This is a genomic window from Nitrososphaera sp., assembly GCF_013388945.1.
Classification (GTDB): domain Archaea; phylum Thermoproteota; class Nitrososphaeria; order Nitrososphaerales; family Nitrososphaeraceae; genus Nitrososphaera.
Map to the genome: position 1 here is coordinate 97310 of NZ_JACAEH010000021.1, position 14725 is coordinate 112034.

Sequence of the window (14725 nt, forward strand, 5' to 3'; positions counted from 1 at the left end):
TATAATCCTAATTTAGTTTCGCCAGTCGCTTGCAATTTATAAGGCCAGACAATCTTGCAAGAATAGCGGGCAAGTGGTCTAGCCTGGTTATGATACCGCTCTTACACAGCGGTGGTCGTTGGTTCGAATCCGACCTTGCCCACTTTCTCGTCTTACAATCGGTAGGTTTACATCCCGAGCCGCCGTCGCGCGCATGTGGCCCGGACCAGAATCATTGCCGGCGACAGGATAGCCGGCGCGATAGCAAGATTCCAGTCAAACATAAAGAAGAGCTGGTGCGCCTGCGTCGACTCGTCGATTCCCGCTTTTTCGATGAGCGGCGAGATAAAGAAGGGCTATGTTGCTGCAAAAGGGCGCGGCGTCAAGATACGGTATGTCACAGAGATAACTGCAGATAACCTGCCGCACTGCGAGGAATTAATGCGGTTTGTTGAGCTGCGCCACCTCGACGGCGTGAGGGGAAGTTTTGCAGTCAGCGAGGGCGAGTTTGTGGCCGGCATCTCTGGCAGGTCTCGCCTCGAAAAACTCGTGTACAGCGACGTGCCAGAAGTGGTAGAGCACCAGCAGGACATCTTTGAGACGCTCTGGTCTGCAAGCACGCCTGCAAAAGAGCGGATAAAGCAGCTGAAATAGCCGCTCATTGTATAACCGCGCATGCCAGTAATTCAGGTGACAATGAGCCAGGGCAGGACTGTAGAGCAAAAGCGCGAGCTTGTAAAGGTCCTGACAAGAGAAACTGCGCGGATACTGAATACAAAGGAGGAAGCCATCCGGATATTGATCTACGAAGTGCCGAAGGAAAACTGGGGCAACGCCGGCGTCCTCGGACTTGACATGTGATCACCGGCGCCTGTCTGCTATTACCACGACGGTCCCGCCGATGAGCACCATGATGCCGGCGATGATGATTGCAAGGCCTGCAAGCACGCCACTGAATATCTGCGTGTCGATATCCTGCTCGCCAACGCCGGGTATCGCCCCAAACAGAACGTCGACTGTGGTGTCAGAGCCGCTCTGGTTGGTTATGACAAGCTGGTACATGCCCGGGACGGTGGGGTCTGTCGCCTGCGACATCGCCTCGGTAAACGTCGTTCCAAATATCTGGTCGCCGTCGGGGTCAAGCACCCTTGCGTTCATCTCGATGCCGCTGCCGCCGGATATGACTATTGTAAGAGGCTTGCTCGTGTCGGCGACTCCAAGCGTGACTGTCACGTCCTGGCCGGCGCCTAACGCCCTTCCCTGCAAGATTGTTGTGCGCTTCTGTATCTCTGTCGCAAGAGGCAGCGCCCAGACTACGGTGAGCACCAGGCCTGCGATGAATATCACGCCGCCTGCGATGAGCACGTAGTGGCCTCTTTTCAACAAGGATATCTGCAATCCATCTGTTATTAACCTAGTGAATCTTGCTTACGCGGAAAACTTCTCTAGTATTCTTGCCATGCACTTCGTGCACTTGTTCAAAAGGTCGATTCGCGCAAACTCGTTTGGCGAGTGGATCCTTGCAAACAGGTACGTGCTTCCGACAGAGATGCACGGCGCCTGCAGCACCTTGACAAACGAGTACATCGGGCCGGTGCCGGCAGACGACACGCTTGTCACCGAACTTCCAAACGACTCTTCTGCCGCCTCTTGCACCATCTTCACAAATGGGTCTGAAAGCGGCGTCCTAGCGGCCGCCTCGCCGTGGATGAACCTCACCTCGATGTCGGAAAATCCCTTGTCCTTCAGGTGCTTTTTCAGCCGCGCAAGCTGCTTTTCAGGAACCATGCCGGGTATGAGCCTAAAGTCTATCTTGACCCGCGCCTTTGCAGGGAGCACGGTCTTTGCACCTTCCCCGATGTAGCCGGAGTCAAAGCCGGCGATGTTGCAAGTAGGCATCCCTACAAGCGCCTTTTTCACGCCGGTGCCCTTGGCGTTGTTCACGAATTTTTTGACGCCATACTCCTGCTTGAACTCCTGCACGTCAAACGGCTCCTTTGCAATCGCCGCAAGCTCTTGCTTTGTAAACGGCCTTGCCTCCCGGTACCAGTCCTTTATCAGGACCCTGCCGTTTTTGTCGCGCATGGTCGAAAGCGCCTGCACCAGGCGCCATGCGGGGTTTTCAATGAGGACTGCCAGGCTAGAGTGCGCGTCCCTCACGGGGCCTGACGCCAAAAGTTCAACATACAGCAGTCCTTTCATGCCAAGCGATATCACCGGCCTCTCCTTTGCGTCGACGTAGCCGAATTCCCATATCACGCCGTCGCACGCAAGTTTTTCTTTGTACTTTTCAAGGTACTGCTCGACGTGCACGCTGCCGATTTCTTCCTCGCCTTCGACCATGAACTTTACATTGCACGGCACGTCGCCGGTTGACTTCAGGCAATACTCGACTGCCTTTATCCTGGTTATCAGCTCGCCCTTGTCGTCTGCCGAGCCACGCCCAAAGATCTTGTTGCCGTCGACCTTGCCGGAGAACGGGTCGTCGTCCCACAGTTCCACCGGGTCTTCTGGCTGCACGTCATAGTGGTTGTAAAACAACAGCGTCTTTGTCGGGTTTGCCCTCGACCTCACCTCGCCGTACACTATGGGCGGGATTGTCTTGTCGTCCAGGTACAGGACTTCGGAATTTATCCCGGACCTCTGCATCATCGACGCCACGAGGTTTGCGCACTCGACGAGGCCTGTCTTTTTTGCAGACACGCTCGGCTGCTTGATGAGCGCCTGCAGGTCGGAAACGAGGCCGTCCATGCCGGCGTCGACGAGGGAGTCTATCAACAGGCGTTAACATTTTGGCTGCGGAAATAAAGGTTGCTTTTCAGGGCGACACGCTTACCGTGCCCAGCATCCACGGCCACGGCTCCGTGTGTACGTGGTATTCGCCGGCTTTGCCAAACGTGCACCCAAACGACTCGCCCGGTCCGACGAGCTTTTCAGTCCCTGACGGTGTGACGTTTGCACTGTAACCCTGGGAGGGCTCGCATGCAGGCTCGATGACTATGTTGACGGCCACGACTTCCTTGTTTTCCCACAATACAAAGTCGCCGGCCTCTATGGACGCCGTGGCAGGCTCAAAGTTTGCCTCTGCCGCGGACGCGCCCTCCGGGATGGTTACTGCCTGCCCTTTCATAGAAGCTATCCTGTAGATTGGAGGCTCGTCGGCCCAGATGGCAAACACCGCGATAAACGCCGCCCCTGCGACAAGGCCTGCTGCAACCGGCGCGGCAACGTGCACAGTCATGATGCAAGGAATAAAGTAATGAACTTTTGTCCAGACACTCAGGAGTCTGGCACGTTGAGAGTTATCCTGTCGTGGTAGCCGTAATAGATGTCAAGCCGCCTCTCTACGTCTGCAAACGCATAGTAGGCTACAAACACCGAAAATATGAGCGCCAGGATGGCAGGTATCAGGAGGAAAAGAAGCGCCGACATGCGGTACGCTTGCACGCCCGCAAATAAAAATTCATCTCCGGCTGTCAGGGGACGGGTATTCCGCCAAACAGGATTATCATCAGGACTATAGCAATGACCACGGCTATTATGAGCGGTATCAGGAACCTAAAGATGGCAAGCGCGACTATCACTATTGCCGCTATTATCAGGAGGCTCATGGTCGAGCCTTCAAACGGCAGAATGTCCACCATCGCGACAAGCGACAGGATGAGCACCGCAAGCGAAAGCATGGCTTTTGCGGCACTTCACAGTTATGTCATTTAGCCATTATGTAGGTCAGCTCTGGTATCTTGACCCGGCGGCGCCTCAAAACTGAACTATTTATAACCATCCAAGCTTTTTTCACCCTCATGTCCAACTCGATCTTCTTCTCGCCCAAGTCGATAGCAGTCATCGGGGCCTCTGAAAAACCCGGAATCGGCAAGACCATATTTTCCAACATTGCAAAGCACTTCAAGGGAACGATATACCCCATAACCCCTTCAAACCCGACGGTGGGCGGGCTTCAGGCCTACAAGAGCGTGCTAGACGTGCCTGCGAGCATCGACCTTGCAGTGGTCGCCGCGCCTAGCAGGTTCACGCCTGCAGTGATGGAAGAGGTCGGCAAGAAGGGAATCAAGGGCGCAATCATTGTCTCCGCCGGCTTCAAGGAAGTAGACGAGGTCGGCGCAAGGCTTGAAAAAGAAGTGGGCGAGATTTCAAAGAAATACGGAATCCGCGTAATCGGCCCTAACTGCCTTGGCATCATGAGCCTGTCAAAGAGCAACATGATGAACTCGACGTTCTTGAAGATAACGCCCAAGCAGGGCAGCATCGCGCTCGTCTCGCAGAGCGGCGCCATCTGCGCAGCCACAGTAGAGGACGCCGAGGCGCAGAACATCGGCTTTTCTAAAGTGATAAGCATGGGCAACAAGGTCGACATGGACGAAAGCGACGTGCTCGAGCTCTTGGCAGAGGACGAGGACACGCGCGTGATTGTCATGTACCTTGAGGACATCCGCAACGCCCGGCGCTTCATGGACATCGCAAGGCGCATAACGACTGAAAAGAAAAAGCCGATAATCGTGCTAAAGTCGGGAAGGACCGCAGAGGGCGCAAAGGCAGCAGCGTCGCACACGGGCGCACTTGGAGGCTCTGACGCAAACTACGAGGCGGCGTTTGCCCAGTGCGGCGTCATCAGGGTGGACACGATGGGCGAGCTGTTCGACCTTGCCACAGCGTTCTCAAAACAGCCGCTGCCCGAAGGAGGTGTGGTCATAGTGTCAAACGCCGGTGGCCCTGCCATCATCTCGACTGACGCCTGCTCAAAATACGGCCTAAAGATGGCAGACATATCGTCAATCCGCGATGAAATCGCAAAGGTGATACCCGCGTACGGCTCGCCCCGCAACCCTGTGGACATCGTGGGCGACGCGGATTTCAACAGGTTTGACCAGGTGCTCTCGCTTGTCCTTGCGCACCCTGCAGTAGGCTCAGTCGTTACGATGTGCACGCCTTCTGCAACGCTAAACTACGACGACTTGGCGCGCGTGCTTGTAAAGATGTCTGCCAAATACCCGAACAAGACCATGCTTGCGTCGCTCATGGGGCTTGCAGAGGGCGTGGAAAACCGCGCGATAATGTCTGAAGGCGGCGTTCCCTACTATTTGTATTCAGAGCCTGCGATAAGGACGCTCAAGGCCATGTACGAGTTCAAGGCATGGGTCGACGGCGCCAGGACAAAGGCGAGTACCCTGCAGTTCTCAAAGGACAAGCAAAAAGTCAAAACGATATTTGACGAGGTGAAAAAGCAGGGCAGAAAGAACCTGCTCGAAGAAGAGGGCTATGAAGTATTGAAGGCGTACGGATTCCCGACGCCAAAGAGCATCCTTGGCGCGACGGAGGAAGAGTGTGTCAAGGCCGCAAAAGAAATCGGCTATCCTGTTGTCATGAAGATAGCGTCGCCGGACATCATACACAAGTCAGACGCGGGCGGCGTGCGCGTCGGCATAAAGGGCGACGACGAGCTTCGCGCGGCGTTTAGGGCAATAATTGAAAGCGCCAAAAAGTACAAGGCCGACGCGAAGATAAAGGGCGTGCTTGTGCAGGAGATGGTCAAGGGCGCAAAAGAGACCATCCTTGGCGCAAGCCAGGACCCGACCTTTGGGCCTGTTATAATGTTCGGGCTTGGCGGCATTTACGTTGAGGTATTGAAGGACGTGGTGTTCCGCGTGGCGCCAATCGACGAGAGGGAGGCTGCAAAGATGGTCGGCTCGATAAAGACAATAAAGCTCTTGCAGGGGGTCAGGGGCGAAAGGCCATCTGACATGAAGGCTATTGCAGATTCATTGCAGCGGCTGTCGCAGCTGGTCGTCGACTTTCCCGAGATAAAGGAGTTTGACATAAACCCGCTCCTTGTGCTCGAAGAAGGCAAGGGCGCCAGGGTTGTAGACGCCAGGATAATCCTGAGCTAGAGCTTGCTTCCGCACTCTTCGCAGAACAGCGCGCCGGCCTCGTTCTGGTAGCCGCACGACGCGCACTTTGCAGCCACTGCCTTGCCCGCAGAACTCAGGAGAATAATGTCGCCTATCTTTGAGATGCCGTTCCAGTCGACGTCCTTGGTTCCAGACTCTGAAGCAATCTTGAGCGATATCTGGGCGTTCCCGCCGACCCTGTGCAGGCCAATCTTCTCTACCTTGCCAACAAGCATGGCCTCGCTGTCGTAGGCAGACATGCCCACCAGCTGGTCGATTGCAACGAAACCTTCGGCTGTGGGCACGGTTGATTGAGCAGGGGCCAGCTTTTCTGCAGCCTTTGGCTGGGCCTTTGCAGGCGCCTGCTGGCCCGGCGCTTCAAACTTGCGGTACTGCGCTATTGTGGCGCTGCAGGTCTTGCACTTGTACTCACCCTTTTCCACAAGCGTAACTCCCTCGCCGAGGTCCTCGTTTGGGCTCTCGTATTTCAGGGCCGGCGCGCCCTCGTACTCTTTTTCGCACTTGTTGCAGAAGTACTTCGTGAACCTGTCCTCGTCGAGCCTGCCGATGCCGGCAAGGAACAGCTCCGGGCCTCCAAGGTTTGCCATTTTCTGCTCGTCGTCTGTAACCCTTGCAATCGCAAATCCGCCCGAGCCGCGCAACTTTTTCTCGGCCATGTCTTCTGCCATCATGATGACAGTTTGCCGCCTGCTAGTTATTTAAATCGTGCTTGTGCCAAATAGCATTAAATTATGCCGAGTGCGAGCGTAACTGCGCGGGCCCGTAGCTCAGCCAGGTAGAGTACCGGACTTTTAACTCACTCGAGAAAGAAATCCGGTTGTCTCGGGTTCGAATCCCGACGGGCCCGCTCACCTGATTGCAAAAACGGCAGAAACACGATGTTTTTAAGCTCACGCCTGCAACCCTGCATGAATGGGAAAAAAGCTGGCTGTCGCCATAGTTGCAATAGTCGCGATAGCCGGCCTTGTAGCTGTTTCAAAGATTCTGGGCGACATGAGGGCGGCGCAGCTGGAAGATGAAAATGCGCAGCCTGCCGTTGAAGAAAATGCTGCAGGCAATGATGCCGCAGTTTCAGAAACTGCCGCAATAGGAGATACGGTAGTCTCAGAAACAAAAGAGTGCCCAAGGCCCCCGCCTGCGGCGCCCTTCCCGCCCGTTGCACAGGTCACAAAAGTGGCCGACGGGGACCGGGTGTCACTTGACGTAAAAGGGATAGAGTTCCCGGACGTCTTTGGGAGGCTTGGAGGGGACGACTTTGACATCGACCCCGACAACCCCGCCTGCTTCCCTGCAGTCATGGAACACGTGCTCGACGGGCCGTCCAGGGTCAACGCCAACCTGGTTGCAATTGCCCCTGCAGTGTTTTACGAGCAGATCCGGCCCACGCCCAAGTTTGCCCCATGGAACAACGACCTTTCGCTCACCGACACCGGCTACTATGCAAAGCTGGTCGGCGCGTTCAAGGCAGAGGGATTTCAGGTGATGCACACAGAGCAGGTCTCGCCCGGCTTTTACGGCACGCCGGAGGACTGGGCGATGCTTGACACAATGAAGCAGGACCCTGCGTGGTGGGACGCGTGGTTTGACGAGTGGGAAAAGTGGGTCGTGCCAAGGGCCGCGCTTGCAGAGGCAAACGATGTCGACGTTTTCGTGCTCGTGTCGTGGACTGACTCGACGTTCAGGCCCGACATCTACCCTGACTATGATACCCGCTGGCGCGACATCATCGCAAAAGTGCGCGAGGTCTATTCCGGAGACGTCGGCGTTATCCTGTCAAACACCGCCCAGGAAAGTTTCACGTTTGCAGACGCAGTCGATGTCGTGGTAATAGGCTCTTTCAGCGGCTACCAGCTGAACATTCAGGCCGACGGCAAGAAGGTGATAAGCAACAGGAACAACCCGACGCTTGCAGAGTTGACAGAGGCATACGAGATTACTTTCGACCAGTCGGAGGGCAGGTTCCCTGCAAGCCTGCCGGTCTACTATGCGATAGGCGCAGTCAGCGCCGACGGCCAGGCGGGCTCCGAGGACGTCGAGGTGATACCTACGATTGATCCTGACTTTGAGGAGCAGGCGCTCTACTACGAGGCCCTGTTTGCAGCGCTTGAAGACGAGACGTGGGTCGACGGCCTGATAATCCAGAGGATGGACTGGTTTGACCAGTACGAGCGGTCTGCAGAGGTCTACTGGGACGAGACCCGCAGCTCGTCGCCTCGAAGCAAGCCTGCAGAGAGCATCATGACGTTCTGGTATTCAGTGACCTGACCCTGCAGGGAATCAGTCGTTCCAGAATCCACGGGTGATAACGTACTGCTTTTCTGCCTCGTATATGCTGCGGTACACCTGCTCGTCGTCGATGTAGTTTCGCAGAATCCTTGCAGCCGTGTCGGCACCCACGCCGTGCCCCGCCAGGACCACGAGCGCTTTTCTGCCAAAGTTGTTCACAAGCGACGCCACCTTCCATGCGCGCTCAAAGCGGTGGTTCTCCTCGTCGCTCAGTTTGCCGCCGGCAAGCCTGCGCTGTATCACCTTTGACATGTCATAGTCTGACCAGAACGTAGCGGTAACAAGTTTTGACCTGCACGACGGGCATGTGATGACTTCTGGCACTTCCCTGGTTTCCATGACGCGCTCCCACTTGCCGCACCTGATGCAGACAAGCCTGTGCTTTGTCTTCTCAAGCCTCTCTTTCACTAATTCTATAACACCCTTCTCGATGCTCTGCGGGGCTGCAGCCGACTTGGCAGAGTGCTCCATTATGGGCCGGGCCAAATCAGAGAATTTCGTGACTTCGAGCCAGTGGAGCTTTATCGTCCCGTCTTTTATGCCTGCAAGCACCCTCGCCGCGTGCGCCATGTCGTACTTGTCGTGCACAAGCTCGCGTATTGACTCGGAGCTGACAGGCGTCTTTGAGTACCTGTCGTATATCAGGCGCGCGGCTTTCTTGTCGTAGACTGCCTCCCTTGCAATCATACCAAACCTCTTTGCCACCATCCAGACCTTCCAGTTTATCTGGTGCGTGCCTGAAAGCGAGGCTATTATCACAGGCTCCAGGTCGTACACGTCGTTGAGCGCGGCTTCAATCCTGCCCTTTGCCATCCTCGCGCTTGAGGTGAGCATTATCCTGTACGCGTCGGCCCTTGATTCTACGACGTAGCCGAGCTGCGACGAAAGTATCGTCGACAGAAGCGACGCAAGCGTGTTGTTTGTCTTTGAGCCAAACGTAGAGTGGATGACAAGCATGTTCCTTGACGCCATGCTCTCGACCACGATGTTCTTGGAGTCGGGTATCAGCCCGAGCGCCTTTTGCGTGTCGTCCATGATGTCAGTCGACAGCTTGACATGACCTTTTGCGGCCTGGTCGCGGATTATCCCTACCTGCTCGGCAGTCTTGAAGTCGACAGGTATCATCTCGCCCACCCAGTACGGGATGTTGATTGCAGCCCCGCGCAAAGGCTCGACGTTTACCACCATCCTGCCCTCGTCGACTGCAAGCACGCGCCACTGCGAGCCCTTGAGGACGAAAACGTTGCCCCGCTCGCCATAGTCGCCCACAAACTGCTGGTCCAAAGTGCCAATCCTGCGCTTGCTTATCGAGTCGACGACCTCGAACTTTAGCACGTGCGGTATCATCGACAAATTTTCAAAGTAGTACTTGTACGCCTTTATCTTGCGGCTGTACGTCCGAGATTCTCTGTCGTACTTTATCACGTGGTGACCTGCAAGTATGTCAAGGCAGCTTTCTACGTCTGACAGGCGGACTGCGCGGAACGGGTGCGCCCGCGTGACAAGGTCGTAGGCCCGGTCCACGCTCACGGGGTCGCGGGTCTGCATAGCAAGGCCCACCAAGTGGTGCGCCATTGCGTCAAGCGCCCCTTCGTGCATCTTTTGCTCCTCGATGGAGCCGTGCTTCATGCGGTTGATTATCGCCAGTGCCTCTATCTCGTCGTCGGGGTTGTTTGTCACCACAAGCCCCTTGGCAAACTCGCGCTGCTTGTGCCTGCTCCTGCCGATTCTCTGCATAAGTTTTGATACCTGTCTTGGCGAGCCGTAGTGTATGACAAGGTCTACCGCGCCTATGTCAAGTCCCAATTCAAGCGAGCTTGTGCACACCACAATGCCGGCCTCGCCTGCGCGCAATGTGTGCTCTGTCTCTTCGCGCATCTCCTTTGACAGCGAGCCATGATGTATGTCGACTTTGATCTCGGACTGGTTGTTCAAGATGGTGCCGAGGTACTCTGCCTCGTCGCGGGTGTTCGTGAAGAGCAGGACCGAGCCTTCCACCTTGCTGCTTTTGACGTATTCCACGACAAAGTGCGCCACGTTGTTCAGCGACCCCTTGACGTACTTTACCTCGATGTCGTAGCCCCTTGCCGCTGTGTCTACTAGCACCGCGTGCTTTCTGCCGGCGCCTGCCACGAACTTGGCTGCCTCTTCAAGGTTGCCGACGGTGGCAGACAGCCCTATCCTTGTAAGTTCGTGATTAGAAGCTGCCTGCAATCTTTCCAGGCTTATCGACAAATGCGACCCTCGCTCTGAAGGCACCAGCTCGTGCACCTCGTCGACTATGACGTACCGCAAGCCTTTGAGCGCGGCAAGCATCTTTTCGTTTGTAAGCACCACTGCAAGCGACTCGGGCGTAGTTATCAGCACGTCGGGCGGGTTGTCGACTATTTTCTTTTTTGCCGCAGCTGTCGTGTCGCCGTGGCGTATCTCGACCCTGAGCCCTTCTGACTCGGCATACCTCACTATCCTCCTGAGAACGTCGTTGTTAAGCGCGCGAAGCGGAGTGATGTAGATGGCGCGTATGCCGTTTTTTTCTTCCTGAGAAAGCGCGGTGAAAACAGGCATGACTGCGGCTTCTGTTTTTCCAGAACCTGTGGGCGCGACAAGCAGGCAGTTTACTTTTCTTGCAATTACCGGCAGGGCCTTTTCCTGTATCGTTGTTAGCCGGTCAAAACCTTCCCGGGCAAACTTTTCATTTACCCGCCTGTCCAGAGCCTTGCCTGTCTCCAGAAGGCTGGGATTGCTTGGCTCTTGAGCTTGTCTTTTCATAAACCATTACTGCAAACAGGCCGACCACGAACAAACCGACCGCGACGTACACGTACGAGTCAAAGTTTGCGATAGCCTCGCCTACCATGCAGGACTACTTTGCCGTGCGTCCATAAATACATTCGTTTTGCGTTCCAAGGTGCGAAAATCGTATCTTAGCTTTATAAGCGATCTGAGGGGCGAAACGCTTTATGCACACCAGATTAGCTAGTGGGGTTCTGCTGGCAGCCATCCTTGCATTTTCAATAGCATCGATGGCAGTGGCAGCCCGGCCCGCATTCGCGCAGAGCGAGACCAAGGGCCAGTCTTGGAGTTCTATGAACACTTTGGCAGGCGATGCCGAAAAGACTTTTGAAACGGACAAGGCAGGCGCTCTTGCCAAGCTCGACCAGGCGGAGGAAAAATACAACAGCGCTTTCCGCGCCACTGCGTTTGAAGTCGACAATGCAACTGGACAGGCGATGGACAAGGCGTTTGTCGACATGCGCGCCGCCATCAACTCTGGAAGCAAGATAGACGTCATGCTGAACAAGCAGGTGATAGACAAGCTCACCTACAAGGTGGCTTTCATGAAGATACAAAAGAGCCTGAGCGAGGCGACGTCCCAGCCACTGAGACAGGCAAAGGTGAACGAGGCCGCCGGGTGGTACACGGTCATGACGGTCAAGTTCAAGTACGACCAGACGCCGACAGAGTCGTCGCAGGCAATGGCAGCGCTGCAGGCCGACTCTAGCAAACTTCAGGAGCTGACGCCTGTCATAATCGACGGCCTGAAGGCCCAGTTCCTGCTCAAGGTTCGTGAAGAAATTGTGGAGGCAGTAGGCGCGCTTGAAAAGACGCCGGCCGACACGCTTAACGCGCAAAAGTTTACGCAGGAAGGGACGATGTACTACCGCACTTTGCAGCCCGACGTGGCGGCAAAGATAGGCGCCGAGGACGAGGCGGAACTTTCGCACGAGCTTGACGAGCTGATGGAGGCGTCGGCAGCAGGCGACCTTGCAAAGGCGCAGGAAGTGGCTGCAGAGTTGAGCGCGCTCCTTGACGCGTACGAGGGCAAGGAATCGACAGGAATCGCAGGCGCGCTCAACACGATGAAGGACATGCTCACGCTTGTAGACGATGAATATTCTGCGGCGGTTGCAAACGGGCAGATAGTCGACCAGCAGGAATACGATGAAGCGGTGCTGTTCCTGGAGAGGGCGACTGACGCCTTTAACGGCGCCAGGTCTTCGCTAGAGGCGACAGGCTCGGCTGCGGCAGGCGAGCTGGAAGATGACCTTGCGACCATCGCGACTCTCGTGCAGGGCAAGGCCGACCCGTCTGAAGTGAGACAAGTGGTGCAGCACGCGCTTGCCGAAATAGAGACGATTCGCGCAGCGGCCGGCGGCAGCGCAGAATTTGCCGCCAACGTAGAGTTCATACGCGGCCACCTTGAAAAGGCGATAGAGAACAAGAACGCAAACAGGATACCGCTTGCAGCTGCGCACGCAGGCCACCCTGTGGAAGAGGTGTACTCGCTCATCACGGTGCCTCTGTCAAGCGCGGACGCAGAACTTGACGAGCAGCTCGACAGCGCGCTTGTAACGCTTGCAAACAGCATAGACACCCTGTCCGCATCGGAGGTTGAAAGCGCAGTCGCTGACATCAACGCGATGCTGGACGACGCGATGGCGGCAGTTGTCGGAAACGAGAGCAGCAAGCCAGAGTTTGGCGCGATGGTCGTGGTGTTGCTACTGCAGACAGCCGAGGTCGAGTACGGCGAGGCTGTCGCAAACGGCCAGATAGTCGAGGAGATAGAGTATCAGGACGCAAGCGCGTTCATGCACCGCGCAGTTGTGGTGTTTGAAGGCGTGAGGGGCGGAATGGACGAGCACGAGGCCGAAGAAATTGACGAGTTCTTTGCACAGCTCAATTCTGCAGTCTCTGCAAAGGCCGAGCCTGAACAAATAAACACGCTGCTTGGCGGCATAATCCACGAGCTTGACGAGGTGTTTGCGCTCGGCGTCGAGGACAGCGAGGAGCTCGACGGCTGGGGCTACATCGACCACATCAAGGAGCTCCTGGACGAGGCAGTCGAGCACTACAAGGCAGGCAACGCTGCAGAAGCCCGGGCGCTTGCGATAGAGGCCTACCTTGACAACTATGAGTTCATCGAGGCCGACATCGCCGAAGAGGACAGGCCGCTCATGGAAAAGGTAGAGATTGACATGAGAGTCGAGCTGGTCCAGATGATAGACCAGGGCAGGCCCGCGTCTGAAGTCGAGTCCCACGTCGAGCAGATAAAGACGGACCTTGAAGTCGCAAGGGCAGTGGTGACGCCCGAGTTCCCGGTCGCAGCAGTTGCAGCCGCGCTGGCAGTCGGCGGCGCCGTTGCCTACACAAGGTTCAGGACTTCCTTTGGCCGCAGGGCCTAAAGGCCTCCTCATTTTTTTTCGCACTGCAGTGCATTGGACAGGATACTGCATCCATAAATTTCAAAAACAAGCTCCCAATCACGGTTGACGATGCAGAAAGCAATTGCAGTGTTGGCACTGGCAGCTGTCGTCGCGTCGATGGCAATTTCGGGCGCGCCGGCGTTTGCCCAGGATGATGAGAGGGAAGGCTTTGGCCTGACAGAGCGAGAGCGGGAAGGCGAGGACGACGATAGAGGGTCCATCCTTGGCTCCGGCGTGGCTGGTCTGATCCTTGCCGGCACCGTTGCGGCAATTCTCGGAGTCGCAGGCTATGCGGGCTACAAGGTCTACCAGATAAAGAGGAAGGCAAAGCCAAAGGCGGCCTGAATTGAAGAGATTTTTTATCCTGGCGCTGCTGTTTGCACCTGCAGCGGCGTACGCAGACGAAGGCGGCGCGGCAGCATCGCTTGGGTGGGTCGCGATAGGCGCAGGCGCGCTTGGCACCGTGCCTTTCATGCTTTACGTGCGCGTGAAAAAGCTGTCAGTCGCAACGCTTGGCGGCGGTGACGCGATAACAAGGGACCTCTCCCTGCAGCACCGGCCGATTCTGAACGCCCACATCGCGCTCAACCTGATAGGCTTTGCTGCCGGGGCCGCGCACGGGGTCGCCCTCATAAGGGGGCTTGACGCGATCTCGCTCTCGCTTGCGGTAGTGATGACAGTCCTGACTGCAAGCGGCATAGTGCTCAGGTTTTCTTCAAGGAACGCCAGGGTGTTTGCAAAGGTGCTCCACACCCAGATTGCAATGTCTGCATTGCTTGTAGTATTGATAGCGCTGCACGTGCTTGCTATGACTTGAGCGAAATGCGCGCATCGTTTCTTTCAAAATGCAAGAACACCTGGTCGCGGGACAGGTTGAACTCCATCGACTTGACCCTGCTCCTGTAGTAGACGACCTTCCTGCCCTTGCCGTCAAGCTCTATCCTTTCGACAGACAGCAGGCCGGCCTCCTGGAGTTTCTTGATCTTTTTGTACGTTGAACTTAGCGGCAGCGAGTTTTCTGCAGACACCTGCGCGGCGGTCTTGGCGGCATCAATAGTTGACATTATTATCCTGTGCGAGACGCCGTCTGCAAGCTCTTGCAGGAGCGGCATCGCCACGTCGTGGCTGTCAAATGTGAGAGCGTTCATGGTCAAGTTAGGTAAGCCTAATTAGGCTAACCTAATCGGACATATTTAAACAATCTTGAGGGTACTGTTCTGATTTCGTCGGATTAGCTAACTGTCAAATTTTGTCGGGTGAGCCTTACGTTCAAAGTACATTTTGAAAAAGCCAAAGTTAATCTCGAATGCCTTTAACTCAAAAGGAAAT

The 14725-nt window shown here is 55.9% G+C and carries 15 protein-coding genes and 2 tRNA genes; 9 read left to right on the forward strand and 8 right to left on the reverse strand.

The window, feature by feature from the left end; all coding sequences use genetic code 11:
- Nucleotides 1–67: 67 nt before the first annotated feature.
- From HXY31_RS10415 to HXY31_RS10425, 3 genes are all read left to right on the forward strand, one after another.
- Nucleotides 68–142: transfer RNA gene (locus HXY31_RS10415), tRNA-Val, on the forward strand.
- 53 nt (nucleotides 143–195) lie between these two features.
- Nucleotides 196–633: a hypothetical protein gene (locus HXY31_RS10420; protein WP_292642750.1), complete on the forward strand. Its 438-nt coding sequence runs from the start codon at nucleotides 196–198 to the stop codon at nucleotides 631–633.
- Between the two features lie 21 nt (nucleotides 634–654).
- Nucleotides 655–840 (forward strand): 2-hydroxymuconate tautomerase family protein, encoded by a 186-nt coding sequence (locus tag HXY31_RS10425; protein ID WP_292642752.1) that lies wholly within the window; start codon nucleotides 655–657, stop codon nucleotides 838–840.
- Here the strand turns inward: HXY31_RS10425 and HXY31_RS10430 are convergent, their stop codons facing one another.
- The 5 genes from HXY31_RS10430 to HXY31_RS10450 form a co-directional block, all read right to left on the reverse strand.
- Nucleotides 841–1362, reverse strand: a complete 522-nt coding sequence (locus tag HXY31_RS10430) for a hypothetical protein (RefSeq protein ID WP_292642754.1) — start codon at nucleotides 1360–1362, stop codon at nucleotides 841–843.
- A gap of 45 nt (nucleotides 1363–1407) precedes the next feature.
- Entirely contained in the window at nucleotides 1408–2730 is a 1323-nt protein-coding gene (locus HXY31_RS10435; protein WP_342816647.1) for a M20/M25/M40 family metallo-hydrolase, read from the reverse strand.
- Nucleotides 2731–2797: 67 nt separating this feature from the next.
- Entirely contained in the window at nucleotides 2798–3214 is a 417-nt protein-coding gene (locus HXY31_RS10440; protein WP_292642758.1) for a plastocyanin/azurin family copper-binding protein, read from the reverse strand.
- Between the two features lie 44 nt (nucleotides 3215–3258).
- Nucleotides 3259–3411: a hypothetical protein gene (locus tag HXY31_RS10445; protein ID WP_292642760.1), complete on the reverse strand. Its 153-nt coding sequence runs from the start codon at nucleotides 3409–3411 to the stop codon at nucleotides 3259–3261.
- Nucleotides 3412–3455: 44 nt separating this feature from the next.
- Nucleotides 3456–3662 (reverse strand): hypothetical protein, encoded by a 207-nt coding sequence (locus HXY31_RS10450; RefSeq protein WP_292642761.1) that lies wholly within the window; start codon nucleotides 3660–3662, stop codon nucleotides 3456–3458.
- Between the two features lie 120 nt (nucleotides 3663–3782).
- On the opposite strand from HXY31_RS10450, the gene HXY31_RS10455 reads away from it, so the two are divergent.
- Nucleotides 3783–5885: a 4-hydroxybutyrate--CoA ligase gene (locus HXY31_RS10455; protein WP_292642763.1), complete on the forward strand. Its 2103-nt coding sequence runs from the start codon at nucleotides 3783–3785 to the stop codon at nucleotides 5883–5885.
- Here the strand turns inward: HXY31_RS10455 and HXY31_RS10460 are convergent.
- Nucleotides 5882–6577 carry a zinc-ribbon domain-containing protein gene (locus HXY31_RS10460; RefSeq protein ID WP_292642764.1) on the reverse strand — a complete coding sequence of 232 codons (696 nt, stop codon included), beginning with the start codon at nucleotides 6575–6577 and terminating at the stop codon, nucleotides 5882–5884. The genes HXY31_RS10455 and HXY31_RS10460 overlap by 4 nt on opposite strands.
- Before the next feature lie 85 nt (nucleotides 6578–6662).
- Here HXY31_RS10460 and HXY31_RS10465 point away from each other — a divergent pair.
- Nucleotides 6663–6753: transfer RNA gene (locus HXY31_RS10465), tRNA-Lys, on the forward strand.
- A gap of 65 nt (nucleotides 6754–6818) precedes the next feature.
- A complete protein-coding gene (locus HXY31_RS10470) occupies nucleotides 6819–8171 on the forward strand; it encodes a hypothetical protein (protein WP_292642766.1) in 1353 nt (450 codons plus the stop codon).
- 12 nt (nucleotides 8172–8183) lie between these two features.
- Here the strand turns inward: HXY31_RS10470 and HXY31_RS10475 are convergent, their stop codons facing one another.
- Nucleotides 8184–10961 carry a DEAD/DEAH box helicase gene (locus tag HXY31_RS10475; protein WP_292642768.1) on the reverse strand — a complete coding sequence of 926 codons (2778 nt, stop codon included), beginning with the start codon at nucleotides 10959–10961 and terminating at the stop codon, nucleotides 8184–8186.
- 191 nt (nucleotides 10962–11152) lie between these two features.
- On the opposite strand from HXY31_RS10475, the gene HXY31_RS10480 reads away from it, so the two are divergent.
- The 3 genes from HXY31_RS10480 (at nucleotide 11153) to HXY31_RS10490 (ending at nucleotide 14213) form a co-directional block, all read left to right on the forward strand.
- Entirely contained in the window at nucleotides 11153–13375 is a 2223-nt protein-coding gene (locus tag HXY31_RS10480) for a hypothetical protein (RefSeq protein ID WP_292642769.1), read from the forward strand.
- Nucleotides 13376–13465: 90 nt separating this feature from the next.
- Nucleotides 13466–13741, forward strand: coding sequence for a hypothetical protein (locus HXY31_RS10485; RefSeq protein ID WP_292642771.1), 276 nt, complete (start codon nucleotides 13466–13468; stop codon nucleotides 13739–13741).
- Between the two features lies 1 nt (nucleotide 13742).
- A complete protein-coding gene (locus tag HXY31_RS10490) occupies nucleotides 13743–14213 on the forward strand; it encodes a hypothetical protein (RefSeq protein ID WP_292642773.1) in 471 nt (156 codons plus the stop codon).
- On the opposite strand, the gene HXY31_RS10495 is transcribed toward HXY31_RS10490, so the two are convergent.
- Nucleotides 14203–14544 (reverse strand): helix-turn-helix domain-containing protein, encoded by a 342-nt coding sequence (locus tag HXY31_RS10495; RefSeq protein WP_292642775.1) that lies wholly within the window; start codon nucleotides 14542–14544, stop codon nucleotides 14203–14205. The genes HXY31_RS10490 and HXY31_RS10495 overlap by 11 nt on opposite strands.
- Nucleotides 14545–14725 lie beyond the last annotated feature (181 nt).

Coding starts and splice junctions, on each gene's coding strand:
- HXY31_RS10445 (WP_292642760.1), bottom strand. CDS start 3,411: ATGTCGGCGCTTCTTTTCCTCCTGATACCTGCCATCCTGGCGCTCATA.
- HXY31_RS10425 (WP_292642752.1), top strand. CDS start 655: ATGCCAGTAATTCAGGTGACAATGAGCCAGGGCAGGACTGTAGAGCAA.
- HXY31_RS10435 (WP_342816647.1), bottom strand. CDS start 2,730: ATGGACGGCCTCGTTTCCGACCTGCAGGCGCTCATCAAGCAGCCGAGC.
- HXY31_RS10495 (WP_292642775.1), bottom strand. CDS start 14,544: ATGAACGCTCTCACATTTGACAGCCACGACGTGGCGATGCCGCTCCTG.
- HXY31_RS10475 (WP_292642768.1), bottom strand. CDS start 10,961: ATGAAAAGACAAGCTCAAGAGCCAAGCAATCCCAGCCTTCTGGAGACA.
- HXY31_RS10470 (WP_292642766.1), top strand. CDS start 6,819: ATGGGAAAAAAGCTGGCTGTCGCCATAGTTGCAATAGTCGCGATAGCC.
- HXY31_RS10455 (WP_292642763.1), top strand. CDS start 3,783: ATGTCCAACTCGATCTTCTTCTCGCCCAAGTCGATAGCAGTCATCGGG.
- HXY31_RS10450 (WP_292642761.1), bottom strand. CDS start 3,662: ATGCTTTCGCTTGCGGTGCTCATCCTGTCGCTTGTCGCGATGGTGGAC.
- HXY31_RS10480 (WP_292642769.1), top strand. CDS start 11,153: ATGCACACCAGATTAGCTAGTGGGGTTCTGCTGGCAGCCATCCTTGCA.
- HXY31_RS10460 (WP_292642764.1), bottom strand. CDS start 6,577: ATGATGGCAGAAGACATGGCCGAGAAAAAGTTGCGCGGCTCGGGCGGA.
- HXY31_RS10485 (WP_292642771.1), top strand. CDS start 13,466: ATGCAGAAAGCAATTGCAGTGTTGGCACTGGCAGCTGTCGTCGCGTCG.